This is a genomic window from Devosia lucknowensis, from assembly GCF_900177655.1.
GTDB classification, from domain to species: Bacteria; Pseudomonadota; Alphaproteobacteria; order Rhizobiales; family Devosiaceae; genus Devosia; species Devosia lucknowensis.
In genome coordinates this window covers 1,550,354-1,573,660 of the sequence record NZ_FXWK01000001.1, presented here as the reverse complement: position 1 = coordinate 1,573,660, position 23,307 = coordinate 1,550,354, and the positions used below count along the sequence as shown (strand labels likewise).

General features: G+C 63.3%; 24 protein-coding genes and 1 tRNA gene. 21 read left to right on the top strand and 4 right to left on the bottom strand.

The window, feature by feature from the left end; translation table 11 throughout:
- Nucleotides 1–113: 113 nt before the first annotated feature.
- Nucleotides 114–713 (bottom strand): hypothetical protein, encoded by a 600-nt coding sequence (locus CCK88_RS07685; RefSeq protein WP_140048919.1) that lies wholly within the window; start codon nt 711–713, stop codon nt 114–116.
- Between the two features lie 750 nt (nt 714–1,463).
- On the opposite strand from CCK88_RS07685, the gene CCK88_RS07680 reads away from it, so the two are divergent.
- The 10 genes from CCK88_RS07680 to CCK88_RS07640 all read left to right on the top strand — a co-directional run bounded on the left by CCK88_RS07680 (nt 1,464) and on the right by CCK88_RS07640 (nt 9,704).
- Nucleotides 1,464–1,856: a hypothetical protein gene (locus CCK88_RS07680; protein WP_086469867.1), complete on the top strand. Its 393-nt coding sequence runs from the start codon at nt 1,464–1,466 to the stop codon at nt 1,854–1,856.
- 272 nt (nt 1,857–2,128) lie between these two features.
- Nucleotides 2,129–2,776: a TetR/AcrR family transcriptional regulator gene (locus CCK88_RS07675; protein WP_244557452.1), complete on the top strand. Its 648-nt coding sequence runs from the start codon at nt 2,129–2,131 to the stop codon at nt 2,774–2,776.
- 174 nt (nt 2,777–2,950) lie between these two features.
- The gene (gene ilvC / locus CCK88_RS07670; RefSeq protein WP_086469866.1) at nt 2,951–3,973 is read left to right on the top strand and encodes a ketol-acid reductoisomerase; all 1,023 of its coding nucleotides are present in this window, start codon (nt 2,951–2,953) and stop codon (nt 3,971–3,973) included.
- Between the two features lie 37 nt (nt 3,974–4,010).
- Nucleotides 4,011–4,748 carry an NUDIX hydrolase gene (locus CCK88_RS07665; protein WP_086469865.1) on the top strand — a complete coding sequence of 246 codons (738 nt, stop codon included), beginning with the start codon at nt 4,011–4,013 and terminating at the stop codon, nt 4,746–4,748.
- Between the two features lie 69 nt (nt 4,749–4,817).
- The gene (locus CCK88_RS07660; protein WP_086469864.1) at nt 4,818–5,282 is read left to right on the top strand and encodes a GFA family protein; all 465 of its coding nucleotides are present in this window, start codon (nt 4,818–4,820) and stop codon (nt 5,280–5,282) included.
- 3 nt (nt 5,283–5,285) lie between these two features.
- On the top strand, nt 5,286–5,783 hold the full coding sequence (locus CCK88_RS07655) for a heme-degrading domain-containing protein (protein ID WP_086469863.1): 498 nt from the start codon (nt 5,286–5,288) through the stop codon (nt 5,781–5,783).
- A complete protein-coding gene (locus CCK88_RS07650) occupies nt 5,780–6,661 on the top strand; it encodes a PhzF family phenazine biosynthesis protein (RefSeq protein ID WP_086469862.1) in 882 nt (293 codons plus the stop codon). The genes CCK88_RS07655 and CCK88_RS07650 overlap by 4 nt, the downstream gene beginning before the upstream one ends.
- Before the next feature lie 115 nt (nt 6,662–6,776).
- Complete coding sequence (locus tag CCK88_RS18410) at nt 6,777–6,935, top strand: hypothetical protein (RefSeq protein ID WP_170926390.1); 159 nt, start codon at nt 6,777–6,779, stop codon at nt 6,933–6,935.
- Nucleotides 6,936–7,051: 116 nt separating this feature from the next.
- A complete protein-coding gene (locus CCK88_RS07645) occupies nt 7,052–8,614 on the top strand; it encodes a 2-isopropylmalate synthase (protein ID WP_086469861.1) in 1,563 nt (520 codons plus the stop codon).
- Nucleotides 8,615–8,756: 142 nt separating this feature from the next.
- Nucleotides 8,757–9,704, top strand: a complete 948-nt coding sequence (locus tag CCK88_RS07640; RefSeq protein WP_086469860.1) for an endonuclease/exonuclease/phosphatase family protein — start codon at nt 8,757–8,759, stop codon at nt 9,702–9,704.
- Here the strand turns inward: CCK88_RS07640 and CCK88_RS07635 are convergent.
- The gene (locus CCK88_RS07635; protein WP_086470864.1) at nt 9,686–10,798 is read right to left on the bottom strand and encodes a pyridoxal phosphate-dependent aminotransferase; all 1,113 of its coding nucleotides are present in this window, start codon (nt 10,796–10,798) and stop codon (nt 9,686–9,688) included. The genes CCK88_RS07640 and CCK88_RS07635 overlap by 19 nt on opposite strands.
- Nucleotides 10,799–11,092: 294 nt before the next feature.
- On the opposite strand from CCK88_RS07635, the gene CCK88_RS07630 reads away from it, so the two are divergent.
- Both CCK88_RS07630 and CCK88_RS07625 read left to right on the top strand, forming a co-directional pair.
- Complete coding sequence (locus tag CCK88_RS07630) at nt 11,093–11,290, top strand: hypothetical protein (protein ID WP_140048918.1); 198 nt, start codon at nt 11,093–11,095, stop codon at nt 11,288–11,290.
- Between the two features lie 159 nt (nt 11,291–11,449).
- Nucleotides 11,450–11,525, top strand: a tRNA-Lys gene (locus tag CCK88_RS07625).
- Nucleotides 11,526–11,578: 53 nt separating this feature from the next.
- On the opposite strand, the gene CCK88_RS07620 is transcribed toward CCK88_RS07625, so the two are convergent.
- On the bottom strand, nt 11,579–11,740 hold the full coding sequence (locus CCK88_RS07620) for a DUF3606 domain-containing protein (RefSeq protein ID WP_086469858.1): 162 nt from the start codon (nt 11,738–11,740) through the stop codon (nt 11,579–11,581).
- Between the two features lie 193 nt (nt 11,741–11,933).
- Between CCK88_RS07620 and CCK88_RS07615 the strand changes: the two genes are divergently transcribed.
- From CCK88_RS07615 to CCK88_RS07600, 4 genes are all read left to right on the top strand, one after another.
- Nucleotides 11,934–12,800 (top strand): dioxygenase family protein, encoded by an 867-nt coding sequence (locus CCK88_RS07615; RefSeq protein ID WP_086469857.1) that lies wholly within the window; start codon nt 11,934–11,936, stop codon nt 12,798–12,800.
- A 197-nt stretch (nt 12,801–12,997) separates the two neighbouring features.
- Nucleotides 12,998–13,690: a YjbE family putative metal transport protein gene (locus tag CCK88_RS07610; RefSeq protein WP_086469856.1), complete on the top strand. Its 693-nt coding sequence runs from the start codon at nt 12,998–13,000 to the stop codon at nt 13,688–13,690.
- A gap of 211 nt (nt 13,691–13,901) precedes the next feature.
- Nucleotides 13,902–15,074 carry a lipid II:glycine glycyltransferase FemX gene (locus CCK88_RS07605; protein WP_170926389.1) on the top strand — a complete coding sequence of 391 codons (1,173 nt, stop codon included), beginning with the start codon at nt 13,902–13,904 and terminating at the stop codon, nt 15,072–15,074.
- Nucleotides 15,071–16,393: a lipopolysaccharide biosynthesis protein gene (locus tag CCK88_RS07600; RefSeq protein WP_086469854.1), complete on the top strand. Its 1,323-nt coding sequence runs from the start codon at nt 15,071–15,073 to the stop codon at nt 16,391–16,393. Before CCK88_RS07605 ends, CCK88_RS07600 begins: the two co-directional genes overlap by 4 nt.
- Here CCK88_RS07600 and CCK88_RS07595 read toward each other — a convergent pair whose 3' ends face one another.
- A complete protein-coding gene (locus CCK88_RS07595) occupies nt 16,394–16,957 on the bottom strand; it encodes a hypothetical protein (protein WP_086469853.1) in 564 nt (187 codons plus the stop codon).
- 185 nt (nt 16,958–17,142) lie between these two features.
- On the opposite strand from CCK88_RS07595, the gene acs reads away from it, so the two are divergent.
- The 5 genes from acs to CCK88_RS07570 all read left to right on the top strand — a co-directional run bounded on the left by acs (nt 17,143) and on the right by CCK88_RS07570 (nt 23,279).
- Nucleotides 17,143–19,095, top strand: a complete 1,953-nt coding sequence (gene acs / locus CCK88_RS07590) for an acetate--CoA ligase (RefSeq protein WP_086469852.1) — start codon at nt 17,143–17,145, stop codon at nt 19,093–19,095.
- Between the two features lie 150 nt (nt 19,096–19,245).
- Nucleotides 19,246–20,328 carry a glycoside hydrolase family 3 protein gene (locus tag CCK88_RS07585; protein WP_086469851.1) on the top strand — a complete coding sequence of 361 codons (1,083 nt, stop codon included), beginning with the start codon at nt 19,246–19,248 and terminating at the stop codon, nt 20,326–20,328.
- Between the two features lie 101 nt (nt 20,329–20,429).
- Nucleotides 20,430–21,230, top strand: a complete 801-nt coding sequence (locus CCK88_RS07580; RefSeq protein WP_086469850.1) for a UDP-2,3-diacylglucosamine diphosphatase — start codon at nt 20,430–20,432, stop codon at nt 21,228–21,230.
- A gap of 114 nt (nt 21,231–21,344) precedes the next feature.
- On the top strand, nt 21,345–22,544 hold the full coding sequence (locus tag CCK88_RS07575; RefSeq protein WP_086469849.1) for an MFS transporter: 1,200 nt from the start codon (nt 21,345–21,347) through the stop codon (nt 22,542–22,544).
- A 57-nt stretch (nt 22,545–22,601) separates the two neighbouring features.
- Nucleotides 22,602–23,279: a hypothetical protein gene (locus tag CCK88_RS07570; RefSeq protein ID WP_086469848.1), complete on the top strand. Its 678-nt coding sequence runs from the start codon at nt 22,602–22,604 to the stop codon at nt 23,277–23,279.
- The last annotated feature ends 28 nt before the right edge of the window (nt 23,280–23,307 follow it).

The following is a 23,307-nucleotide window of genomic DNA, read 5'->3' as shown; positions in this document are numbered from 1 at the left end:
GAAGCATTCCGGAGCGACGAAAACAAAACAAGAACGAATTTCGGCGATCGGTCGATTATTACGCTGGGCAGATTGTCGCTGATACTTCTGGCAGGACCACCGCGTCGGGGATATCAGAAGAAGCCGCTGCCGGGCTCCAGTTCCCAAAACCAGCCTGGCTCCCAATCGCCATCGCTCTCCTCGGGAGCTTCGAGGGGCCGTTGGATAGGGTTTGCATCGAGGCCCCCGGTCAAGTTAAGCGATGGTTCGCCAGGTTGGCGGACGTGTTCAAGAGTGCTGGCGAAGTCCGCCGGCGCGCCCGCGATCAAGGTGCGTAGGTCAACCTCGCCGTCGGCTTCGTTCCGCAGCTCGGCCGTCGCTGGATGCACTTGGAACTTACCGGCAGGAGTAAGCAGAACGAAAAGCGGTCCGAGGGAGACATAGCGGTCGAAACCGTTGCATTCTCTGGCGGCGGTGCACCATCGGGTACCCATGCCCCACCAGGTTGCGGCCGCTCTCGAATGGAGCTGGATGACGGCCCACCGACCGTCCCGATAGAGAGCAGTGCTTTCTCGATAAGCCTGCTCGCGGGCAGCCTTCCTGAGCCCTGTCGTCGATGCCTTGTCTAGGGTGAATTCGCACATGGCGAGTTCGTCCAAGGTTTTGAAAGAAGAGATGTCCCTCCGATCCGTAGGCAAGAACTTGTGCAGGCGGTGGAAGTCTTCGAGAGCCAAGTGCAGTCGGCTCAAATCCTTGTGGCTAGGCACTACGAACCTACCGTGCGCCCTCCACTGGGATCGCCGCCATTTCAAGATCCAAGACAGGCTTCCGCTGTGCATCGAAAACAGCGGGAAGAGCCGCTCCTCCCGCTCGACGAACAGGTATGGATCTAGCCGTTGCGATCTCGCGAAGTCCCACGCGCACTGGAGGTGAGCGTTTAAGAGAAAGTCCGATCGTCGAAGTGCTGGCGACTTTCTCATCTGCTTCCTTCTTTAATCCTACCGGCTTCGGCAGCAGGGGCAGCGACGCCCTGCGCCGAGAACCATTCGTCGAGGCAACGCCACCCTGGAAACGGTCCCGGAATGACATATTGACGTCGAATCGACAACAACGTGCCCAAACTGCTGGCGAGTCGACGTCAATATGCACGTTTTCACGTCGAGTGGACATCAGCACCGGCCATTCCACGCAAGCCACATCTACTGGATGTCGATTGACGTCGACTCGACAACAAATATGCCAAACTGTTGTCGAGTCGCCAGCAGTCTGGTGTCATTGTTGTCGAGTCGACGTTAAAAGGTCGGTTCATGGCGGCGCACTACTCGGCTGGCGCAAATTGACGTCGAATCGACAACAACGGCTCAGGATTGACGTCGACTCGCCAGCAGTCTGGGCGAATAGACGCCGAGTCGACGTCTATGCGATTTAGCTTCAAGAATTTCGAAAGGGAGGGAGCGGTACCCTAGGTCTGACGGGGGACATCCATGCCTAGACCAACTTTCAAGCCGAACCTCAACCTTGGGGACTTGCTGGTGCTGGCTGACTTAGCCGACGCGACCCAAGACGGGAAAAAGACCGGCGTGTCCAAGGCAGTGATGGAGAAGACGGGGGCCAGCAGTACTCGGGTCAGGAACGCGCTGCTGCGTATCGAGTCCGAGCTCGGCCCTGTCGAGTACGAGGGAAAGATGCGGCGGACACATCGGCCTAACCCACGCGGTAGAAACGTGGGCGGCGCCGGCGTTGTCGCTGACTTGCTCATCAAGATAGCCAGCGATCCTGACACTGACCAGACCAGGCTATCGAGAGAGATCGAGAATATAATCCATCACATAAGAAGACAGCGGCGAGCTGGCAACTACAGCAAATTACCCGAATAAGGCGCTTGTCACCCTAAGCTCTTATGCACGCAGGCGTTTTTTCGACTTAGCAGTCCAACGGATCCGCCAGGACGCATACCCCAATAATCACACTTTACGGATTATGGCGGTGCTATTTGCGATCTATTCGTAAAAAACCGCAGATTATGGCGGACTCCTACATGGCTCGATGTCAGACACAAGATTCCGCTTGCCTGGAACCGTACCGTACGGTACGCCAGCGGACGAAAAGGCGCCGGAGCGTTCGGCGGGCGTTTGCAGGGAGAGGGTCCGTGGCCCTTGCCATCAAGGTCAACGAAGAGACATTCACCCCCCGCCAGCAGGCTGTGCTGACGGCGGCGCTGGATCTGCTTGTCGAAAACGGCGATGGCCTGACCATGACAGCGGTGGCGCGGCGCGCCTCGTGCTCCAAGGAAACGCTCTACAAGTGGTTCGGTGATCGGGACGGTCTCCTGACCGCAACCGTGCAGTGGCAGGCTGCCAAGGTGCGCATGCCCTTTGTCGACCGCAGCCACATCAATCTCAAGGCGCTGCGCCTCAGCCTCGAGCAGTTCGCGCGCGACCTCCTGACCACCATCATCGGTGAAGTGTCCATTACCCTCAATCGCACCGCCATTACCCATGCGGCGCAGGAGAAGGACGATCTGGGCAATATCGTGCTGGAGAACGGCCCCATGGCCATCCGCCGGCGCCTCAAGCCCATTCTCGAGGCCGCGCGGGATGCGCGCCTCTTGCGGTTTCCGTCCAGCGAAGACGCGTATCGCACGTTTTTCGGCCTTGTCGTGCGCGACGTGCAGATCCGTCTGCTGCTCGGCGACAAGGGCCTCACCCAATCCAATGTCGAGGCCAACATCGAAGCCGATGTGAAGACCGCGGCGGACCAGTTCCTGGCTCTCTACGGGGTCAAGGCCAACACCTAGGATGTGTGGATATTCATGTGATGGCTGCCTGCAAACGCCGACTTTCTGCGCTTCCGGTGCTCACGTCCCAAACGTACGCTGCGCGCCGGTTCTCGAAAGCCGCCGTTTTCGTCGCGCCCTGACATGAATCTCCACACATCCTAAAACAATCGCAAAATCCAAGGGAGCACCCCAATGCGCGTCTATTACGATCGTGATGCCGATCTCAACATCATCAAGTCCAAGAAGGTGGCCATCATCGGCTACGGTTCGCAGGGCCATGCCCATGTGCTGAACCTGCGCGACTCGGGTGTCACCAATGTCGCCGTTGGCCTGCGCCCCGGCTCGCCGTCGGCCAAGAAGGCCGAGGGTGAAGGCCTCAAGGTGATGAGCGTCGCCGAGGCATCCGCCTGGGCAGACGTGATCATGCTGCTGACCCCGGACGAGCTCCAGGCCGATATCTACAAGAAGGACATCGAGCCCAATATCCGTGACGGCGCAGCGCTGGCCTTCGCGCACGGCCTCAACGTGCACTTCAACCTGATCGAGCCCAAGTCGACCGTCGACGTGATCATGATCGCGCCGAAGGGGCCGGGCCATACCGTGCGCGGCGAATATGCCCGTGGCGGCGGCGTGCCGTGCCTGATCGCGGTGCACCACGACGCATCGGGCAATGCCCATGACATCGCGCTGGCCTATGCCTCGGGCGTTGGCGGCGGCCGTTCGGGCATCATCGAGACGAACTTCCGCGAGGAATGCGAAACCGACCTGTTCGGCGAGCAGGTCGTGCTCTGCGGTGGCCTGGTCGAGCTGATCCGCGCCGGTTTCGAAACGCTGGTGGAAGCCGGCTACGCTCCGGAAATGGCCTATTTCGAGTGCCTGCACGAAGTGAAGCTGATCGTCGACCTGATCTACCAGGGCGGCATCGCCAACATGAACTACTCGATCTCGAACACGGCCGAGTGGGGCGAATACGTCACCGGTCCGCGCATCATCACCTCGGAAACCAAGGCCGAGATGAAGCGCGTGCTGCATGACATCCAGTCGGGCAAGTTCACGTCCGAATGGATGCAGGAAATCAAGTCGGGCGGCGGTGCCCGCTTCAAGGCGACCCGTCGCCTGGCCGACGAGCACCCGATCGAAGAAGTCGGCAACAAGCTCCGCGACATGATGCCGTGGATCAAGGCCGGCGCCCTTGTGGACAAGGCCAAGAACTAAGGTTCGGAGACGGGGGCTGCGGCCCCCGTTTTGCTTTATGACCATTCGCATTGAGACCATCGCCGGAACCGACCTGCCGTTGCGGCCGGGTGGCTTTCCGCTGCCGCAAGATCTGCGCGGGCAGGTGCCCGCCGTGTGGGCAAAGATGATCGCGCGCAATCCCACCATCTGGGACGGACGGCTCTATGGCTTCACGCCGCCGGTGGTGGATGCAGCAGGCATCCTGCGGGCCGAGGCGATGGAGGACGACTATTCGGCACACCTTGCCTGGCGCGAGGCCGAGTTCCCGGAGATCGGGCTTTGCCACATGTTCGTCACCGCCATCATCTGCAGCTCGGATGGTGCCATCATCCTGGGGCGGATGAGCGGGGACACGATCAATGCGGGGCGCGTCTATCCGCCGGGCGGGGTGCTCGACCCGCGTGACCTGGGCGCGGACGGCCGCATCGATGCGGAGCGGGCCATCGGGTTCGAACTCAATGAAGAGACCGGGCTCCATGCCGCCGACGCCCGCAAGGGCGCTTTGCTGGCGATCAGCGACGGACCGCGCATGGCGCTGGGCAGGGTGCTCCATTTCGACCGGACGGCCGACGCGCTGGTGCAGGAGATCACGGCGACGCTGGAGCAACAGGACGAGCGCGAGCTCGATGCCGTGGTGGCCTGTCGCTCGACGGCAGACGGTCGTGCCGCGGGCAACCTGGCGCCCTATGCCGAGGCGCTGCTCGACGCCGTGTTCGGGGGCCGGATCGACCTCCTGAGACCCCGGGTCTGGTAGACCCGCATCGGTGCTTCAAATCGGCGTGCAACTGGCCTAGAAGTTTCGCGCAGAAGAGGGAGGCGACAGATGGCATTGCCGGAATTTCCAGTAGATGGCGGATGTTCGTGCGGGGCGGTGCGCTACCGGCTGAAGGCCGCGCCGCTCAGCGTGTACAACTGCCACTGCAAGGACTGCCAGCGGTATTCGGGCGCGGCATGGTCGATCTCGATGATCGTGCGCGAGGGTGACTTCGAGCGCGTTTCGGGCGAGACGGAAACCTATGATCGCAAAGCCGACAGCGGCAATGTCATCGTCATGCATTTCTGCGCCGCCTGCCACACCTGGCTCTGGAACGATCCGCCGCTGCCGGGCATCAAGGTGCTGCGCGCCGGGTCGCTCGACAGGATGGACTGGACCCGTCCGGTCGGAAACATCTGGACCGACAGCAAGACCGCCTGGGTCGACATCGACCCGGCGCTGGTCAATTTCACCAAGGGCGCCGTGGACCGCACGCCGCTGTTCGAAGCCTTCACTCGAGCCCATCAGGACTGAGCCATGACCACGCATGACGATATCGAGCGCGTGAAGCGCCAGGAACTGGAACTGACGCTGCCGGCCTTCGACGAGGCGGTGGCGTTCGCCATCGGTGCATCCATCCGCGAGCGGGCGCTGGCCGATGGACTTTCGCTGGTGGTGGACCTCAGGACCTGGGACCGGCAGCTGTTCTTTTCGGCCACGCCGGGCACAAGCGCTGACAATGCTGAATGGGTTCGGCGCAAGATCAATTCGGTGCGCCGTTTCCAGCGCGCCAGCTACAGGCTGGTGCTGGAGCGGGGGGAAGCGCCGTTTCCACCGCAGTCGGGCGCGGACCCCGCAGACTACGTGATCGCCGGCGGCGGGTTTCCTATCCGGGTGCCGGGCGCCGGCATCATCGGCACGCTGACGATTTCCGGCCTGCCCGGTCGCAAGGACCATGCCGTGGCGGTCGACGCGCTGTGCGATCACCTGGGCAAGACCCGTTCCGATTACGCCCTGCCAGAGGTTGCCAGTTGAAGCTTCCCTATCTGATCCTCGACGTCTTTACCGATACGCAGCTCAAGGGCAATGGCCTTGCCGTCGTGCCCAAGGCCGACGGGCTGATGGACAACGAGATGCAGGCGATCGCCCGCGAGTTCAATCTCAGCGAGACGGTGTTCATCTGCAAGCCGCAGAACGAGCGCAACACGGCCTCGCTGCGCATCTTCACGCCCTATGAGGAGCTGCCCTTCGCGGGCCATCCCACCGTCGGGGCGGCGGTGACGCTGGGCCTCAACAGTCGCGCTTCCGCCATCCGCATGGAAGAAAAGGTCGGGCTGGTGACGGCGCTGTTCGAGCGGGTCGACCGGCGCACGGGGGAAGCGCGTTTCACGCTGCCGCGACTGCCGCAACGCCTGGCGGATATGCCCGACAGGCTGCCCATTGCGCAGGCGCTGGGGATCGACGTCGACGATATCGGATGCGACGTGTTCAAGCCCGCCGTGTTTTCAGCCGGCGTGACCTTCCACCTGGTCCCTGTCCGCGACGCAAAAGTGCTGGCCGCCATCAAGCTCAACCGCACGGCCTGGAACGAGGTGTTCCACCACGAGCACAACTCGGCCTATGTCTTCACGCTGACGCCCGACGAAGCGGACAACGACATCGCCGCCCGCATGTTCGGGATGAATCTGGGAGAGGACCCGGGTACGGGGTCGGCCGCGGCGGCGCTGATCGGCATGCTGGCCGAGCGCGAGATGGGGAGCGGGCAGACGGACTATGTCCTGCGCCAGGGTCATGAGATGGGGCGCCCCTGCCGGATCACGCTGCAATCGCGCAAGGATAATGACAAGCTGGTGCATGGCGCGATCGGCGGGCACGCCGTGGTGATCGCGGAAGGGGTGCTGGACCTCGATTGAGGGGTGCTCCCGCAACCGCCAGCTGAAGGCGGATCGCGCGGCTTCGACCAAAGGGAAAGCAAAAAAGTAACGCAATCGGGCCTGCTGGTCTTGCACGACCCGCAGGATTCGAGCATTGTTGCTGCAACAACAAGCGTACCAGAGCGTACTCATGCAGCGCCGCCGCGCCAAAGCCATTGCGATTGCACAGACCGAGGCCCTGAAGGCCCGTTTGCTGCTGGCTGCCGGTCTGCTGCTGCTCCCCGCGCTTCTTCTCCTTCTTATCAGCCCCTGATCACCGGCAGCTCGAACAGTCGAGCGGGTCGTCAGGGGAATGCGCCATAAACCGAACACTCACGATGTCCGGTCCAGCGAGCCATTGCCTCGGGGCCGATAGGAAAAGAGCCTGAAATGTCTGCTTCTGCATCCAATTCCAACAAAGAACGCGTCTTCATCTTCGACACCACGCTGCGCGACGGCGAGCAATCGCCCGGTGCCACCATGACGCTGGAAGAAAAACTGCAGGTCGCCGAAACGCTCGACGACATGGGCGTCGACATCATCGAAGCCGGTTTCCCGATTGCGTCCAATGGTGACTTCGAGGCCGTGGTCGCCGTGGCCAAGCAGGTGAAGAACGCCACTGTGGCGGGCCTGGCCCGAGCCATCAGCGCCGATATCGACCGGGCGGGCGAGGCCGTGCGCCACGCCAGGAAGGGCCGCATCCATACGTTCGTTTCGACCTCGCCGATCCATCTGGCGCACCAGATGAAGAAGACCGAGGACGAGGTGATCGAGATCATCGCCCGCACCGTGGCGCAGGCGCGCAACCTGGTGGACGATGTCGAATGGTCGGCGATGGACGCGACGCGCACGCCGCTCGACTTCCTGAAGCGCTGCGTCGATACCGCGATCAAGGCCGGCGCGACGACGATCAACCTGCCCGATACGGTTGGCTATGCGGTGCCGGAAGAGCATTTCCGCATGTTCAAGACCATCATCGAGAGCGTGCCGAACGCCGACAAGGCGATCTTCTCGGTGCACTGTCACGACGACCTGGGCATGGCCGTCGCCAACTCACTGGCCGGCGTGGCTGGCGGCGCGCGGCAGATCGAGTGCACGATCAATGGTCTGGGCGAACGCGCTGGCAATGCGGCGCTGGAAGAAGTGGTGATGGCGCTGCGCACCCGTGGCGATGCCATGCCGTTCTTCACCGAGATCGATTCGACCCAGCTCTCGCGCGCCAGCCGCGTGGTGTCGGCGGCCTCGAACTTCCCGGTGCAGTACAACAAGGCCATCGTGGGCAAGAACGCTTTCGCGCATGAAAGCGGCATCCACCAGGACGGCATGCTGAAGAATGCCGAGACCTACGAAATCATGACCCCGGCCAGCGTCGGCATCAAGGAAACGACCCTGGTCATGGGCAAGCATTCCGGCCGCGCCGCCTTCAAGGACAAGCTCAAGGAGCTGGGCTACGAGCTGGGCGACAATGCCTTCCAGGAAGCTTTCCAACGCTTCAAGGATCTGGCCGACCGCAAGAAGCACGTCTACGACGCCGACATCATCGCGCTGGTCGATGACGAAGTCGGTTCGGTCGGCGACCGCATCAAGCTGGTGGACATGGAAGTCGTGTCCAAGACTGGCGGCACCCACAAGTGCAACCTGGTCGTGACCATCGACGGCGAGGAGACCAGCGTTTCCTACGAAGGCACCGGATCGGTCGATGCGATTTTCAACGCCATCAAGACCGTATCGGGCCAGAACCCGCATCTGGTGCTCTATGCAGTCGATGGCGTGACGGGCGGTACCGACGCGCAGGCGTCGGCCCATGTGCGGCTGGAGATGAACGGCCGCATCGCCTCGGGCAATGCCGCCGAGCCCGACACGCTGGTGGCTTCGGCCCGCGCCTATCTCAACGCGCTCAACCGCGTGATGATCGAGCGCGGCGCCGCAGCGCAAGGCGCGCTGGCTGGATAGTCCGCTTCGATGCATTCCGAAGGCTCCGGCTTGGTCCGGGGCCTTTTTCACGCGTGTGTGCTGGCCTCTGGACAGCACCCGACTTGCGGTCGTCGCCCAAAACTGGTCTAGCCAGAGGCAAGCGACAGGGGGTGCGGACGACATGCTGAGCTGGGCAGAATTTCGCGGTGCGCTGCTGGCGCTGGGTGGGCTGCTGGTTCTGGTCTTCGCCGTCATCGTGGTGCATCCCGGGCTGCCGGGCGAATTGCTGCTGCAATCGCTGCGCTTCCACCTGATCCTTGCAGGGCTCGGTCTGGCGGTGCTGACGATGATCGTCGGCGCGCGCTGGCGGGGCGGCCTGCTGCTGGCGATCGTCCTGGCAGCGGGCGTGCATGGTGCGCTCTATGTGATGGAGTTCCAGCAGCGCCGGGTCGACTATGCCGGTCCGCCGGCCGCCACGCTGGATTTCCTCAGCTTCAACGTGCTCACCGGCAATCGGCGCAGCGAGGAGCTCGTGCAGTCGATCCTCGCCGATCCGCCCGATGTGGCGCTGATCATGGAGACGCCGGGCATCGAGGACTATCTCGACCAGGTGGCGACTGTGCTGCCGTACCGCGCGGGATGCTCGCGCAGCGAAACCTGCGATATTTCCCTCCATTCCTCGATCCCGTTCGACTCATTCGAGGTTCGGGACCTTCCGCCGCTCGGCCGCGAGCGAGTTGTGATCGGCAAGATCACGGTGGCGGGGCAGGGCGTGACGGTGGTGGGTATTCACCTCAGCAAGCCCTATTACGACAACACATCCGAGATCGAGTTGTGGCTGATCAACCGGATGCTGAGCGAGATCGAGGGGCCGCTGATCCTGGCGGGCGATTTCAATTCGGCGTCGTGGACCGACCCGGTGGCCGAGATCGGCCGCAGCCAAAACCTGGCACCGGGCCCGACGCAACCGGCGACATGGCCGGTGCGGCTCGGCCCCCTGGGCGTGCCGATCGACAATATGTTCACGCGTGGCTCGGCCCAGATCATGAGCCTCGTCTCCGGTGACAGCCACGGCTCCAACCATCGGCCGCTGCGGGCGGAGATCGGGCTCTATCCGGCCGAGGACTGAGCCCGGACGAGGGCTCGCGGAAGGCTTTCGGCGAGAATGTCGAGGGCAGAAGGCGGCCCCGCGCTGATGCGGATATGCTGGTCGAGACCAACAGCGGCAGGCTTGCGCACGAACACACCGTCCACCGCGAGGCCTTCAAGCACCGCCAGCGCGTAGGCTCCGTCGCGGCCACAATCTATGGCAACAAAATTGGTGGCGGAGGGCAGGGCGCGCAGGCCGTTGTCCGCGGCAATGCGCGCTATCTGCGTGCGGGCATCGGCGATGGCAGCAACCGCGCTCCGGAGGTAGGCCTGATCTCCCAGTGCCGCGAGCGCTGCGACCTGTGCGGCCTTGTTGACCCCGAAATGATTGCGGATGCGATTGAAGGCACCAATGAGACGCCGGTTGCCAATGGCGTAGCCGCAGCGCAGCCCAGCTAGCCCATAGGCCTTGGAGAAGGTGCGGAGGCGGAGGAGGTTGGGCTGGGTCGTATCGAGGGGCAGGGGCGCTTCGGGTGCCGTTTCCATATAGGCCTCGTCGAGGACGATGAGGCAATCCCCGGGCACAGTCGCGATGAAGCGAGCGATATCGGCGGCCGGCCAGAACGAGCCCATCGGGTTGTCGGGATTGGCGAGATAGACCATGCGGGCACCCGTCTCACGCGCCAGGGCAGCGAGCGCTTCCGGATCCTCATGCACGCCGCGATAGGGCGCGAAGCGCAGATCGCCGCCATAGCCGACGACATGATAATTGAAGGTGGGGTAGGCGCCGAGCGAGGTGACGACGATATCACCGGGGGAGATGAAGAGACGCACGAGCAGGCCCATGAGCCCGTCTATGCCCTCGCTGATCGTCACTTCGTCGCCAGCGATGCCGAGCTGTTCGGCGATGGCGGTGCGCAGGACATGATTTTCAGGATCGGGATAGGTCCAGAATTCGGGCGCGGCGTCGCGGAGGGCGGCGATGACCTTGGGGCTGGGCCCGAAGCCTGACTCATTGGCGCCTATGCGGGCCCGCGTCGGGATGCCGGTTCGCCGCTCGATCGCTTCCGGACCGACAAACGGAACGGTTTCGGGCAGGGAATCGACAATCGGGGTGAAGGCTGGATGAGACACGGTCGAACCCTTGCGGTGAACTGCTGCGGGCGACAATAGCGTGCCGTGGAACTCGCCGCACCCTCGGCGCGCGTAGCCTTGCGGTTACGTCCCCAGTGTTTTGCACAGAGCGCGAAGCAGGCACCGGACGCCAAGCCCCTGATACGCGGCGCTTTCCGGGCGGCTGTCCGATGGACGCAATTTTAGTCAAATGCGCTGCAGCCGGGCAAGGAGTGGACAACTATGGCGGGCCAGTTTGGAAGCACGCCTCCCACGGCGATTCTTCGTGACATACTCATCTCAAGGAGACTGCGCGTGCCTCCAACCTACGTGCTTGCGCGTGATCATCTGCAACGGGCCGCAACCATTCTGCAGGGGACGGACCAGCGGTCACGTCAGCTGCGCCACATTATCGAGCGAACCATCGGTCTCATGGAAGAAGTCCGATCCGAACCCCTGACCCCGGCAAGCAACGTGCTGGAGCTGGACGACTACCGGCATCGCCGCCAATAGCGCCTACGCCCGGCCAGAAGGCCGGGCGTCGCCTACCCCTGCGACATTTTGTGTGTCGCACTTTATCCACATAATCGCCGAATGGGCGCTGGACAGGTCGAAAACCGTTCGCTATAGAGGCGCCACTTTGGTGACGGCGGTTCACAAAAAACCGCCCTCGGGTGCATAGCTCAGATGGTAGAGCAGCTGACTCTTAATCAGCGGGTCCAAGGTTCGAGCCCTTGTGCACCCACCAAAGTCCTCCAACTCCGACGCTAAACTAAATCAGCTGCAACATAGGCTTGCGCGCTATTGCTTGAGTTGTTTCTCAACCTTGGCGCGGCTTTTGCCAGCCGTTTTCACGGCCTTCCTGACCGCCTCGGCAGACTTGCCGGTCTTGTCCGCTTCGTAACGAACTTCATGATCCTGCTTGCCGGCGACACGGGCACGGTCCTGTGCGGTATTGGGCATTTGCTGTCTCCACAAAAGTGAACCTGAGCATGGCCAACGGCTCATGGAATCCGTGGTTCCACCGGTGTGGCAGGATCACCTGTCCAAGATGTCATGTGACGGATGGGAAGCGGCAAGGTGGGGACCGATAGGTCTCGATAATTCCGCCGCGAATGCCTTCTAGGGTTCGCGGCAAGCCAGGCCTCGAGAGGACATGACCTTGCCCCACGATCACGATGACGACCTTCACGCCCATGATCTCGGATTTGCCCACGACCTGCCCATGATGGTCGGCCGCCGCAGGCTGCTGGCCCTGATGGGCGGGATCGGGCTCGTGTCCCTGACCGGGGGCGCTGCTGCCGCGCTCGAATGCGTGGCGCTGCCCTGGGAAACGGCCGGCCCCTATCCGGCCGACGGCACGAATGTGAAGGGCGGGCAGGTGGTCAATGCGCTGACCGAAGACGGCGTCATCCGACAGGATCTTCGCAGCTCGTTCGGCACGCTGACGCCGGTGGCAGAAGGCGTGCGGCTCGATGTCGAACTCACGATCGTCGATGCGGACGGGTGCACGCCGCTCGAGGGGCACGCGATCTATCTCTGGCACTGCGACGCAGTCGGCCAGTATTCGCTCTATGATCTGACCGACGCGAATTTCCTGCGCGGCGTCGGGGTGGCGGATGCCGAAGGCAAGGTCCGGTTCACCACCATTTTCCCGGGCTGCTACGACGGGCGCTGGCCGCATATGCATTTCGAGATCTTCGAAAGTGCATCCGCGGCGGTCAGCGGGGACGGTTCGCTGTTGACCGCCCAGATCGCGATGGCCGAGGCTGACAGTGCCGCCGTCTACGTCGCCGATCCGCGCTACAGCAATGGCACACGCAATCTCGGCCGGATCAGCATTGCGACCGACGGGGTGTTCCGGGACAATTCCGAGGCCGAGATCGCCCAGCAGACGATGGCGCTGAGCGGCGATCCGACATCGGGTTATTCCGGCACGGTGACTATCGCCGTCGATCTCACTGCCGAGCGCTCGAGTGGCGGCATGCCGGCACCACCTCCGGGCCAACCACCACGAAGCTGAGGCGGCGAGGCGGCTGCGGCCGCCTTAATACCCACGTTTTCTGGGCTTTCCTGTCGCCAAGCTGTCAAAACCGTGACCCGGCGCGATCAATTCTCAGACTTTCGTCTTCAGCGGGTGTCGGAGCACTTGCAGTGCGAAGCGCGCAGCAGTAGCAGCGTGTCACATCTTCGTTATGTGCCCCCGCAAGGACAGCTCTCATGTTCGATCCGAGTTTCTTCTCATCGCTGCTGCAGGTCATCCTGATCGACCTGGTGCTGGCGGGCGACAATGCCGTCGTGATCGGTCTTGCCGCTGCCGGCCTCGCCCCTGACCTGCGTCGGCGCGCCATCCTGATCGGCATCCTTGCCGCGACGGGCCTGCGCATCTTCTTTGCGCTGATCACGACGCAGCTGCTCTCGCTTGGCGGCGGCCTGCTGATCGCGGGCGGCGTGCTGCTGCTTTACGTCTGCTGGAAGATGTATCGCGAGCTCACGGTGAGCCATGCCGAAGAAGGCGAGGCGACCGAAGCCCTGTCCGAGGCCGACCACAATGCCGACGGCACCGTGGCGGGCAAGGCGCCCAAGAAGACGCTGCGCCAGGCGGTGATCCAGATCATCATCGCCGACGTGTCGATGTCGCTCGACAACGTGCTTGCCGTCGCCGGCGCCGCCCAGCATCATTTCGAAGCGCTGATCTTCGGGCTTGCTCTTTCGGTCGTGCTGATGGGCGTTGCCGCGACCTTTATCGCCCGACTGCTGCACCGCTTCCGCTGGATTGCCTGGATTGGCCTCATCATGATCCTGTTCGTCGCTATCCGCATGGGTCTCGAGGGTCTGGGCGCCTTTATCACCATCCCGGAAATTCCGTTGCTCTACACGCCGCATGCGGCAGGTGTTGTCGCAGCGCACTGATCGACGAGCGACCACAAGCTTCCAGAAATCCCGCCAGTGGCGGGATTTCGCTTTTCGGCGACCGCATTTCAATCGGTGGCCATGCTCGCAAAGCCTACAGCGTTTGGTAACCACCGCCGAAGGTTTGCGGCATTTTCGCCCTGGCAATAGGGATTTGCTCACCTCGCGCGGGATAGCGTCCGGACAAACGATCGCAGCCGAAAGACCTGCCATGTCCGCCACCGCTGGAATGTCCCTGACGACGCCGCATGCCGCACCGGTCATGGAGCGCACGACCGCGCCCGCCCTGGTGTCGCGAAAAGTGGATGGGCAGGAATGGGACGCCGTCATCTCCGGTTTCGACGGGGTGTGCCAGGAACAACTCCACGCCTTTGCCGCCGTACGCTGGCCGGGCGTGGCACCCGAACCGCGCCTTTTCGAGCGCGGCGGCCGCGTCGTCGGGGGCGCGCTGGTGCTGGTCCAGAGCCTGCCGCTGGGGCTGGCCAATATCGCGATCATCAAATGGGGGCCGATGCTGGCCGACGCCCAGGCCCCCGATGCCATGGCCGTCTATGCCGGCATGGTCGAGGCGCTCAAGGCCGAATATGCCGACCAGCGCGGCATGATGCTGTCGATCCTGCCGCATGCCGCGCTGGGCGTACGGAACGACGAATACCGGACCCTCAGGCAGGCGGGGTTCAAGCGGGGCGCGCCGCTGCGCTTCTACGATCGCTACATCGTCAACCTGCGCCTCCCAGACGAGGCGCTGCGCAAGAGCTTCGACCAGGCCTGGCGCCGCCAGCTCAACAAGGCCGAGAAGTCGGGCCTGGGTTTCGAACATGCCGGAGCCGAACGGATCGGCGCGTTCAAGGCGCTCTATGCGGCCATGACCGACCGCAAGCAGTTTCCGGATTATTCCGCCTTCGATACGCTCGACGCGCTGATGGCGCTCGAAGAGCCGCTGCGCCCGGAACTGTTCTTCGTGCGGCACGAGGGCGAGATCGTCGCCGGCGCGCTGATCTTCAAGGCGGGAGAGCGGACGGTATATCTTTACGGGGCGACCAACGACCGCGCCTTGCCACTGCGCGCTGGGTATTTCCTCCACTTCCATATCATCAGATGGCTGCGCGACCATACGCGGGCCAACTGGTACGATCTCGGCGGCACCGATGGCTACCAGGGGCTCCACCAGTTCAAGAAGGGCATGGTGGGTACGGAGGGCATGATCCGGCCCGTGCCGCCCGTCGCCAACTATGCCTCGCGGCCGCTGGTTTACCTCCTCGGGGCCGGGGCATTCGCGGCGCGCGAGAGCTTCAACGAACTGCGTCGCCGCATCGAGATGCTGCGGCCGGCCAAGGCGCGACCGGAAGGTACGCCGCAGCCGCTGCCGGAAGAGTTTCGATGAGCCTTGCCCACCGCCTGGCGTCGCAATCGACCGTCATCTTCGGAGGACGGCTGTTTGGCGCGGGCCTGATTTTCCTCGTACAGGCCTTTATCGCGCAAGCGTGGGGCGCTGCGCTCCTGGGCGATTTCCTCGTCATCACCGCCGCTGTGAACCTGATTGCCGTGGCCATGCCGATGGGCTTCCAGACCATCGGTACCTACTTTGCGGCCGAATACCGGGCCAGGGGCGACAGGCGACAGCTCATCTCCTTCCTGAAACGCGCCTATGGCCATGTCGCGATCGTACTGATCGCCGTGCTTGCCGGCGGGCCGTTGCTGCTGGGCGCGCTCGGGCTCGAACAGAATGTCATCGCCGTGCATTTCGTGCCGGTGGCGCTGCTCGCGCTGGCGACGGCGCTGGTCTATGTCAACGGTACGGTGCTGATCGGGCTCAAGCGGCCCTTTGCCGGGTTTTTCGCCGATGGCATTTTCCGCCCCATGCTGATGATCGGGACGGTGCTGATCTGCGCTGCGATGTTCGGGACGCCCATTGCTGCATTCGAAGCCATGCTGTGGATCACTTCGATCGGCTATGTGGCCATTGCGGTGGTGCATTTCGGCTTCGTGGTGGTGACCGTGCGGCGACTGGATGAGCGGGCCGAGGCGCGCGCCGCCGAAGTGCCGCGCTGGTGGCGGTTTGCCGCCCCTTGGGTGCTGATCACCCTGGCGACGGATTTCTTCTTCGATATCGACCTGCTGTTGCTGGCGAACCTGCTCGATCGCGAGGAGCTGGCGATCTTCGGGGTCTGTACCCGCATTTTTGCGCTGGTGTCGTTCGGCGTGGCAGCCGTCTACGCGGTGATCCTGCCCGACATGTTCGAGAGCGAGGCCAATGCCGACCGCGCTGCCTTCCATCGCAAGGTCGGGGAGGCAAACCTGGCAGCCAGCGTCGTATCGCTCGGCCTCTTCGTCGTGGTGCTGATCGGCGCGCCGTTCGCGCTGCTGCTGTTCGGGCCGAGCTTCACTGCCGGGGCGCTGCCGCTGGCGCTGCTGTGCCTCGCCCTCGTGATCCGCTCGGCCCTGGGGCCGGCATCAATGGTGCTGTCGATCCACGACCGCCCCTGGTCAAGCCTTCCGGCCGTGCTGCTGGGCATGGGCACGCTGGTGGCGGGCAATTTCCTGCTGGTGCCGATGTTCCACCTGATCGGGGCGGCGGTGGCGGCGATCATCGCCATCTCGGCCTGGTCGGTGTCGCTGTGGCTCATCGCCCTCAAGACCGCCCATATCGACGTGTCGATCCTGCAATGGTTCCGGAGCCGGCGCGTCGCGCCGGCCGAATGATCAGGCGCCGACGAGGCTCCTGACCTTGTTCTTGATCCGCGCCAGGCGGCCCACATAGCCGCTGTCATATGGGCCTTCGGGGCGGTTGTAGAACTTTTCGATCAGCAGATAGTCCTCGCCGAAGATGTGCTTTTCGAGCAGCGCGGTTTCCCGGTAGCCGTAGCGCTTGAGCAGCATGCGGGCGACCTCGTTATCCGGGCGCACGAAGGTGTAGGCCTTGTGGAAGCGGGTATTGTCCCAATGCGCATCGAACTCGCGCATGCCGAACATGCCCAGCTTGGTCTGGCGGTGGCTGGGGAAGACCCAGCTCCAGTAGCGGAAGATCGAGCCGCAGTCCGGGCCCGACACCATGGCGCCGCCGGGAACGCCATCGGAGCACATCAGCATGACGTGCCAGGGATCCATGGCCAGCAGGCCCTTGAGGAAGGTCTTGTCCAGCCGTGCCGCCTCGTGCTGCTTGAAGCGCTCGCTGTAGTGCGGCGATGTCAGTATGACGTCCGTCAGTTCGCGATGGACGAGATCGATATCGGCGTGGGTTGCGGCGCGGATGGTCATTTCGGCCATGGTGCGAGGCTCCTCCCGAGGGTTCAGCGCGCTTCGATGCTAGCGGCATCGGGTTAACACGCGGTGCCCTGCCATTTCGGCACATGCCCTTGCCGCAAATAGCGCTTAAGTCGCGGGCGGCAGGCCTTGCCGCGATGGGAGCACGTCTTTAGAACGGTTCTCGGGAGAGATAAGGGAGGAAGACGATGAGCGAGCAGCTCTTGTTCCAGCCAAGCGCGGCCGCGATCGCGCGCACCCACACCACTGCGGAACAATACGATGCGCTCTATCAGCGCTCGATCACCGATCCGGACGGGTTCTGGGCCGAACAGGCGAAGCGCCTCGACTGGGTGCGGTTTCCGACAAAGATCAAGAACACGACGTTCGCCTATCCCGATGTCTCGATCAAATGGTTCGAGGATGGGGTGCTGAACGTTGCCGCCAATTGCATCGACCGCCATCTGGCCGAGCACGGCGACGATATCGCCATCATCTGGGAGCCCGACAATCCCAATGACCAGGCCGAGCATATTTCCTATCGCACGCTGCACGAGAAGGTCTGCCGCTGCGCCAACGTGCTGAAGTCGCTCGGTGTCCGCAAGGGCGACCGCGTGACCATCTACCTGCCGATGATTCCGCAGGCTGCCTATGCGATGCTGGCCTGCGCCCGCATCGGCGCCGTGCATTCGGTCGTGTTCGGCGGTTTCTCGCCGGATTCGCTGGCCGGTCGCATCAACGACTGCGATTCTGCGGTCGTCATCACCGCCGACGAGGGGCGCCGCGGCGGCAAGACCGTGCCGCTCAAGGCCAATGTCGACAAGGCACTGGAAGACTGCCCGGGCGTGCAAAAAGTGCTCGTGGTGCACAATACCGGTGCCGACGTTGCCATGAAGGGGAGCCGCGACGTGTGGTGGCATGAAGCCGCCGCCGGCGTCGAGCCGTTCAACGATCCCGAGCCGATGAATGCGGAAGATCCGCTGTTCATCCTCTATACGTCAGGTTCGACCGGCAAGCCCAAGGGCGTGCTGCACACGACCGGCGGCTATCTCACCTATACGTCGCTGACCCACGAGCTGAGCTTCGACTACAAGCGCGGCGAGGTGTTCTGGTGTACGGCGGATGTCGGTTGGATCACGGGCCACAGCTACATCGTCTACGGTCCGCTGGCCAATGGCGCGACCACCGTGATGTTCGAAGGCATTCCCTCCTGGCCCGATGCGAGCCGTTTCTGGCAGGTGGTGGAGCGCCATAAGGTCAACATCTTCCACACCGCACCGACCGCGATCCGATCGTTGATGGGGGCAGGGGCCGAGTATGTCGAAAAGCACGACATGCCGAGTCTGCGCCTGCTCGGCACGGTGGGCGAACCGATCAATCCCGAAGCCTGGCTCTGGTATTACAACAAGGTCGGCAAGGGGCGCTGCGAGATCGTCGATGCGTGGTGGCAGACCGAGACCGGCGGCCACATGATCGCGCCATTCCCGGGCGCAATCCCGACCAAGCCGGGATCGGCCACCAAGCCGTTCTTCGGCGTCATACCGGAAGTGCTTTCGCCTGAGGGCAAGGTGCAGGAGCAGACCAAGGCCGAGGGTGTGCTCGTGATCAAGGACAGCTGGCCCAGCCAGGCGCGCACGATCTGGGGCGACCATGGCCGGTTCGTCTCGACATATTTCGAGACCTACAAGGGCACCTACTTCACCGGCGATGGCTGCCGCCGCGACGAGGATGGCTATTACTGGATCACCGGGCGCGTCGACGACGTGCTCAATGTGTCGGGCCATCGCCTCGGTACTGCCGAGGTGGAAAGCGCGCTGGTCGCCCATCCCAAGGTGTCGGAAGCGGCAGTGGTTGGCTTCCCGCACGATATCAAGGGGCAGGGCATCTATTGCTACGTGACCCTGATGGCGGGCGAGGCCTATGACGACGGCCTGCGCGGCGAGCTGCGGAACTGGGTGCGCAAGGAAATCGGCCCTATCGCCTCGCCTGATTTCATCCAGTGGGCGCCAGGCCTGCCGAAAACCCGATCCGGCAAGATCATGCGGCGCATTCTCCGCAAGGTCGCGGAAAACGACTTCGGATCGCTGGGCGATACTTCGACGCTGGCCGATCCATCGGTCGTCGACGATCTGATCGCCAACCGGCAGAACAAGCCGGCCTAGGGTAGAGCCGATACCAGAAAAGCAGGGCGGGGGTGCCGTGGCGCCGCCGCCCTTGTCTTTTCGCCTGACACAATCGCGGCGGGATCATTGTCTCGCCGCGTTTTGCTGGGCATGGTGCGCATCCGATTCAACCAATGCCGGTGAGCCCGCTTGCTCCGTATCCTTCTTGCCTCCGCCGCCCTGATCGCCGCTGTTCCGGCCGCCCATGCCCAGAGCCTGGAGCAGATGGCCGGGCAGATGATTGTCGTGGGATTTGAAGGCAATAGCCCCGATGATTCAGGTGTTGAATCGGTCCGTGAGGACCTTGCTGCGGGGCGCCTGGGCGGGGTGATGTATCTCAAGAAGAACGTCGCGAGCCTTTCGACGGTGCGCGAGATGAATGTCCAGTTCCGCGCCGCCGCGCCGGACCTGCTGCCATTCATCACCCTCGACCAGGAAGGCGGGGCCGTCGAGCGCCTGACCAAGGATGTCGGGTTCAAAGAGATTCCGAATGCGGCGACCGTCGCGCAGCGCAATTCTCCCGAAAAGGCCAAGGCGATCTACGCGGCGATGGCCGAAGGCATCGCGGCCGAGGGCTTCTCGGTGAATTTCGGGCCGGTGGCCGATCTCAACACCAATCCCGACAACCAGATCATCGCCCGGTTCGGGCGGTCCTATTCGGCTGATCCGGCCGTGGTGACCGCCTATGACGCCGCCTTCATCGAGGCGCATCGCGCGGCCGGCCTTGCAACCGCACTCAAGCATTTTCCCGGCCATGGATCGTCCACCGCCGACAGCCATGAAGGCTTCGTCGACATCACGGCAAGCTGGGACGCGGCCGAACTCGAACCCTATCGGGCGCTGATCGCGGATGGGCTGGCCGACATGGTGATGGTGGGTCACCTGTATCACGCCGACTATGCCGACGGGGACGGGGAAACGCCGTCTTCGCTGTCGCCGCGCTGGATCGATGGCGTGCTGCGCGAGGATCTTGGCTTCGACGGCGTCGTGATCAGCGACGATCTCGAAATGGGCGCCATCCGTGATCATTTCACGCTCGAGCAGACGGTGACCAGGGCCGTGCGGGCCGGCATGGATATCCTGCTGTTCTCCAACACCGCCGACTATCGGCCGGGCCTGTCGGATGAAATCCTCGCCATCCTGCTGGCCGAAGCCGAGGCCGACCCAGAGTTCGCGGCGCGGATCGAGGAGAGCTATGGCCGCATCGTCGCTCTCAAGGCCCGCCTCGACTGACGAGCCGGCTCCGCACTATCCCCGGCTTTCTTGGGCGGCATATTTTCTCCGTCGTTTTTGGGCGCTAAGGTGACCGCGAATATTCGGGGGACCCGAAGCTGATGTCGGAAGACCGCGAAATCCGGCGCGTTCGGGCGCTTTTCCTGTCCGATGTGCATTTGGGCATGAAGCCGATCCGCAGCGCGCAGCTGGCGGAATTCCTGCGCGCGCATGATGCCGAGACCATTTATCTCGTCGGCGATATCCTCGACGGCTGGCGCCTCGCCAAGCAGTGGCACTGGCCGGAGCAATATAACGAGCTGATCCAGCTCATGCTCGACAAGGCCGCGGCCGGCACGCGCGTGGTCTACCTGCCGGGGAACCACGACGAGTTCCTGCGCGAATATCTGGGCACGTATTTCGGCGAAATCGAACTGGTGGATCGCACGATCCACACTTCGGCGACGGGCAAAACCTACCTCGTCATCCATGGCGACCAGTTCGACGTCGTGGTGATGAATGCCAAGTGGCTCGCCCATGTCGGCGACTGGGCCTACAATGCGGCGCTGCGGATCAACATCGCCATCAACTGGGTGCGGCGGCGATTGGGGCTGCAGTACTGGTCGCTGAGTGCCTGGGCCAAGCAGAAGGTGAAGAACGCCGTGTCGGTGATCGGGCGTTTTGAGGAGGCCCTGGTGCACGAGGCCAAGCAGAGCGGAGTGGATGGCGTGATTTGCGGCCACATCCATTTCGCCGACATCCACGACCGTCTCGGGATTCAGTACATCAACACCGGTGACTGGGTGGAAAGCTGCACGGCCATCGTCGAGAATTTCGACGGGCAATTCGAGCTGATCAAGTGGACCGAGATGGTCACCGGCGATCCGCGGAAGGTCAGGCCGCGGCGCGCTTCGGGCCAATAGGGCGGGGCACGCGAGCAAAGGCCGGCCTGCCGGATATTTGCCCTTGCTTCAGTCGCAATTGCGAGTCAGTGGAAAGAACGCGGCGCATTTTTCTGCGTCGGGAGTCCTTTTCAGATGTCACCGGTTTTGTCGCGCTTGGATTCGCCCGAGCTGCGTGCCTCGATTTATCAATTTACCGTCTACCTGCCCGGTGGCGTCGCCTCGGTCTTCCTGGGCATCTGGCTCAGCGAACACGGCATTCCCGCCGACCAGATCGGCGTGATCAACGCCCTGCCGACACTGGGGCTGTTGATGCTGAACATGATCGTCGGGCGCGTTGCCGACAAGGCCGATGACTGGCGCAGCGCGCTGATCGTGCTTTCCATCGCCTCGGCGCTGGCGCCGCTGCCGCTGTATTTCGTGTCCGAATTCTGGGGCATCCTGCTGGTCTGGGCGCTCTGCGCGACCAGCAACGGCCTCGTGGCGCCCGTGATTGACGCCGCAACGGTGCGCATGACGCGCCGCAACGGCACCGATTTCGGAGTGATCCGGGCGTGGGCCACGGTGGGCTATATCGTGGGGGCAGGTGGCCTGGGGATGCTGCTCAATACGCTGGGCTCGGGTGCCTTCGTGACGCTCTATGTCGCCATGGTGGCGGCGCGCGCCTTCCTCGCCTTCCTGCTGCCGCGCTTCCGCGCACCCGCACAGAAGGTGACGCTGGCAGAGCCGGTGGCGGCAGGACCGGTGCCCTCGAGCCGGCTGCGCGATGCGCTGCAGCCGTGGTTCGTGCTGCCGCTGCTGGCCTTCGCGCTGGTCAACTCGTCCAACTCGATCATCGGCAGCTTCGGGGCGCTGTTGTGGCACGAGAACGGAATTCCGAGCTATTTCCTCGGGCCGTTGCTGGGCTTTGCAGCTGTTGGCGAGGCGATCCTGATGTTTGCCTGGCGCCGTTTCGGCGGCCGGGTCACGGCGCGCAACATGATCCTCGTCGGCGCCATAGCCGGCCTGATCCGCTTCACCATCATGGCCTTCAATCCGCCGGTCGAAGTGTTGTTCATGACCCAGTTCCTCCATGCCTTCAGCTTCGGCATGGGCTATTTCGGCGTAGTGCACTTCATTGCCAACTGGACCAACGAGGCCAATGCCGCCGAGGCGCAGGGCTTTGCCAATATGCTCAACATGGCCATGGCCATGCTCGCGCTGATCGCCTTCGGTGTGCTGGTGGAGCATTTCGGCTCCCATGCGTTCTTCTTCTCGACGGTCACATCGCTGCTGGCCGTGGGCTGCGTGCTGCTGTCGCTCAAGCTGCGGCCGCCCAAGGCGCTGCTCTCGTAATCGGTGCCGAAAGAATGCAAACTTCACCTGACCGATGAGTGATCCAAGGCAGGATGAATGACGGCGAAATGGTGGGTGGCGCTCGTGTTGTCCTCGATCGGCGCGGGCAGCTGTTTCGCGCAGGCCAGCGACCACGCCCGATATGAGCAGGCTCTGGAGGCCTGCAATGACGCTTTCGACGCCCTGGTCGGAAGCGACGACATCTGGGTTTCGGAAGACCTCTGCACGCTGGACTTGGCGACGGGGCCGGTAACGTTCGCAATTACCAAGGCGGGACGCTCCCTGTTCATGCAGTCGACACTGGAGGCCTATGGGGAGCTTTACGCGCCAGACGGGTACGTGATGGAGCCATTCGGCGACGAGCGGACGTTCCGGCTCGGCGCCCTGGTCGAGGGGGAGGGACGCGCGGTGTTCCTCCATCCCGATCTTGGCGGTGTATACTCATTCGCGCACTTCACCGGGGATCGCGTGGCCTGGATCCGCTGCAACACCACGCGATCCGGCTGCGTCTACTACGATGATCTGCTGATGCCGGTGACCGTGACGGATCGTTGGGACAGGCAAGTCGAATGCCACCTGCGCTGGACGGTGTTCCTGCCACCGCCGGCGGATGGCAGCGCGCTATCCGCCTTCATGGACGTCATCGGGCCGTTCATCGCGGACTTCGGCTCGCGCAAGGGCGATGACCTGCTGCTCGGCTGCCTGCGGCCGAGCCAGCGGGTTGAAGCAGGTTAGGACGCATCATAATTTGCTGGATAGAAAA

Coding starts and splice junctions, on each gene's coding strand:
- CCK88_RS07680 (WP_086469867.1), top strand. CDS start 1,464: ATGCCTAGACCAACTTTCAAGCCGAACCTCAACCTTGGGGACTTGCTG.
- ilvC (WP_086469866.1), top strand. CDS start 2,951: ATGCGCGTCTATTACGATCGTGATGCCGATCTCAACATCATCAAGTCC.
- CCK88_RS07665 (WP_086469865.1), top strand. CDS start 4,011: ATGACCATTCGCATTGAGACCATCGCCGGAACCGACCTGCCGTTGCGG.
- CCK88_RS07660 (WP_086469864.1), top strand. CDS start 4,818: ATGGCATTGCCGGAATTTCCAGTAGATGGCGGATGTTCGTGCGGGGCG.
- CCK88_RS07655 (WP_086469863.1), top strand. CDS start 5,286: ATGACCACGCATGACGATATCGAGCGCGTGAAGCGCCAGGAACTGGAA.
- CCK88_RS07645 (WP_086469861.1), top strand. CDS start 7,052: ATGTCTGCTTCTGCATCCAATTCCAACAAAGAACGCGTCTTCATCTTC.
- CCK88_RS07640 (WP_086469860.1), top strand. CDS start 8,757: ATGCTGAGCTGGGCAGAATTTCGCGGTGCGCTGCTGGCGCTGGGTGGG.
- CCK88_RS07620 (WP_086469858.1), bottom strand. CDS start 11,740: ATGCCCAATACCGCACAGGACCGTGCCCGTGTCGCCGGCAAGCAGGAT.
- CCK88_RS07615 (WP_086469857.1), top strand. CDS start 11,934: ATGACCTTGCCCCACGATCACGATGACGACCTTCACGCCCATGATCTC.
- CCK88_RS07610 (WP_086469856.1), top strand. CDS start 12,998: ATGTTCGATCCGAGTTTCTTCTCATCGCTGCTGCAGGTCATCCTGATC.
- CCK88_RS07605 (WP_170926389.1), top strand. CDS start 13,902: ATGTCCGCCACCGCTGGAATGTCCCTGACGACGCCGCATGCCGCACCG.
- CCK88_RS07600 (WP_086469854.1), top strand. CDS start 15,071: ATGAGCCTTGCCCACCGCCTGGCGTCGCAATCGACCGTCATCTTCGGA.
- CCK88_RS07595 (WP_086469853.1), bottom strand. CDS start 16,957: ATGGCCGAAATGACCATCCGCGCCGCAACCCACGCCGATATCGATCTC.
- acs (WP_086469852.1), top strand. CDS start 17,143: ATGAGCGAGCAGCTCTTGTTCCAGCCAAGCGCGGCCGCGATCGCGCGC.
- CCK88_RS07580 (WP_086469850.1), top strand. CDS start 20,430: ATGTCGGAAGACCGCGAAATCCGGCGCGTTCGGGCGCTTTTCCTGTCC.
- CCK88_RS07575 (WP_086469849.1), top strand. CDS start 21,345: ATGTCACCGGTTTTGTCGCGCTTGGATTCGCCCGAGCTGCGTGCCTCG.
- CCK88_RS07570 (WP_086469848.1), top strand. CDS start 22,602: ATGACGGCGAAATGGTGGGTGGCGCTCGTGTTGTCCTCGATCGGCGCG.